3 protein-coding genes are annotated in these 2330 nt (G+C 72.5%); 2 read left to right on the top strand and 1 reads right to left on the bottom strand.

Features of this window, described 5'->3' with window-relative positions; all coding sequences use genetic code 11:
* The coding region (locus CVO76_RS16930; protein ID WP_279628582.1) for a DnaJ C-terminal domain-containing protein at window positions 1-511 on the top strand (511 nt) is incomplete at its 5' end.
* A gap of 2 nt (window positions 512-513) precedes the next feature.
* Window positions 514-1281, top strand: a complete 768-nt coding sequence (locus CVO76_RS16925) for a 16S rRNA (uracil(1498)-N(3))-methyltransferase (protein ID WP_208740222.1) — start codon at window positions 514-516, stop codon at window positions 1279-1281.
* Window positions 1282-1295: 14 nt separating this feature from the next.
* Here the strand turns inward: CVO76_RS16925 and CVO76_RS16920 are convergent, their stop codons facing one another.
* Window positions 1296-2291 (bottom strand): GerMN domain-containing protein, encoded by a 996-nt coding sequence (locus CVO76_RS16920; protein WP_208740221.1) that lies wholly within the window; start codon window positions 2289-2291, stop codon window positions 1296-1298.
* Between the last annotated feature and the right edge of the window lie 39 nt (window positions 2292-2330).

Raw genomic sequence — 2330 nt, 5'->3', positions numbered from 1 at the left:
CCGCGCCCGCCGCACCCTCACCATCAAGGTCCCCGCCGGGGTCGGTACGGGCACGCGCATCCAGCTGGCCGGACAGGGCGAGGCCGGCATCGCCGGCGGACCCCAGGGCGATCTCTACGTGGAGATCCGGGTCGAGACGAATGCGACCTTCCTGCGTGACGGCGACGACCTGCACGTGACGCTGAGTGTCCCGATGACGGCTGCGGCGCTCGGTACCACGGTCCACCTGGACACCTACGACGGCGACCAGGAGCTGGTCATCAAGCCGGGCACGCAGTCCGGCGAGATCCTCACCCTGCGCGGCCTCGGCGTCACGCACCTGCGGAACCAGGGCAGGGGGGACCTGCGGGTCCACCTCAATGTCGAGACGCCCCGGAACGTCGACCACCAGCAGGAGGAACTCCTCCGCAAGCTCGCGGAACTGCGCAACGAGGAGTACACGGACGGACAGCTGGCCAGCAGCGGTTCGGGCGTGTTCGCGCGCCTGCGGGAGCGTCTCGGGAACCGCTGACCATGACGCGACCCCTCTTCTTCGGACCGGGTGAGGCAGTCCGGTCCGCAGCGCCCGGTGCCGTGTTCGTCCTCGGCGGTGACGAGGGGCGCCACGCCGCGACGGTCCGGCGGCTCACGACCGGTGAGCGCATCGACGTCTCCGACGGCGCGGGCTACCGGCTCCGCGGGCTGGTCTCGGCGGTCGGGGCCGGGACCGTGGAGCTGATGGTGGAGAGCGCAGGGCAGGATCCGGCGCCCCGGCACCGCCTGGTGCTCGTCCAGGCCCTCGCGAAGGGCGGCCGCGACGAGCAGGCCGTGGAAGCGGCCACCGAACTCGGCGTCGACGCCGTCGTCCCCTGGCATGCCGAACGCAGCATCGTCCGCTGGCGCGGGGACAAGGAGGACAAGGGCCGGCAGAAGTGGACCTCGCTCGTGGCCGCCGCCTCGAAGCAGTCACGCCGCTCGTTCGTCCCGACCGTCCATGGCGTGCTCGACACGCCGCGACTGGTGGCCTGGGCGTCGACGGTGGATCGGATCGTCGTCCTCCACGAGGACGCCGAGGTGTCTCTCGCCGAGCAGGTGTCGGAGCTGCGCATCTCAGGCGCCCTCGACGTCCCGACGTCGACCGCCGTGGTGGTCGGCCCGGAGGGCGGCATCAGTGACACCGAGCTGGCCAGACTGCGGACCGCCGGTGCGAGCACGGCCCGCCTGGGTCCCCACGTCCTGCGGTCGTCCTCGGCCGGTCCGGCCGCACTCGTGCTGCTGAACCACCTGCTCGGTCGCTGGTAGGGCGGGAGGCGCGGCTATCGGACGACGACGGTCTTCGAATCAGCGGCGCTGGTCGCGTCCGAGGGCGCGGACACCGTGATCTCGTAGCGGCCCGGTGGAAGGGTGACCGAGAAGGAGAAGGCCCCGGGTGCGCCGTCCTGCGGGGCCATGTCCACGGAGCCGTCCCGGAAGAGGGCGGCGTCGCCGTCCTCGGAGCCGTCGGTGCTGCGGTCGATCCGCCAGTCCAGGGACTGCTCGGCGGCCGGTCCCACCCCGTGGATCGTGAGGCCCGCGGTGTCGGCCTCGACATCCTCCTGCGGATCGATGATCCACACCGGAGCGAGGTTGGCGGGGTCCCGGGTCCACTCGCCGTCGAGGTCGACGGCGTCGAAGGCGCGGTAGCCGGCCGTCCCGTCCACGAGTACGACCACCGAGCTGGCCTCGCCCCCGGTGATGAGGCCGGCGTCGGACGCCGCCGCGGTCGCCGTGTAGACCAGTTGCTGGAGGGCGAGGCGGGCCTCGTCCTCGCCGAGTCCCTCCGAGACGGCGTCCGAGGAGATGTCGAGCGTGATGACGTTCTTCGTGGAGATCGAGGACGTCACGTTCGACGCGGCCCGCCACGGGGAGCGGTAGTCGGGGTCGAGCGGCCGCCCCGAGGTCATGAGCTGCACGGCGTCGGCGATCGGATCTCCGGAGCCTTCGGCCGGTGCCACCAGGAATTCGCGGAACAGCTTGTCGCTGCCGTCGACGTCGCCGAGCCAGTAGACCGGGAGGAGGGGCTGGACCGCGTCGGCGGGCCCGGCTGCCGCGCCCTCGCTCCGGACCGCCGGTGCGGTCGGGGACGCACCGGCCTCCCCTGCGGACGACGTCGGCTGCAGGGGTGCCGGAAGCGACGTGGTCGGCGCGCCGCCCTGGTTCGGGCCGACGTTGGGGAGGAGGTACACGCTGCTGGCGACGAGCACCCCGCCGGAGACCAGGAGCATGCTCCGCAGCCCCAGCCGGTTCTTCCTCAGGGGGTCCTGCTCGTTCATGCCGGCCCCCTTCCGTCGGGCGCACTGGTGCGCGGGTCT

It is taken from the genome of Arthrobacter agilis (assembly GCF_002953615.1).
In the GTDB taxonomy this organism is placed as follows: domain Bacteria; phylum Actinomycetota; class Actinomycetes; order Actinomycetales; family Micrococcaceae; genus Arthrobacter_D; species Arthrobacter_D agilis_B.
Note: the sequence above shows the minus strand (reverse complement) of the source record. Positions and strands in the feature narration are given on the sequence as shown.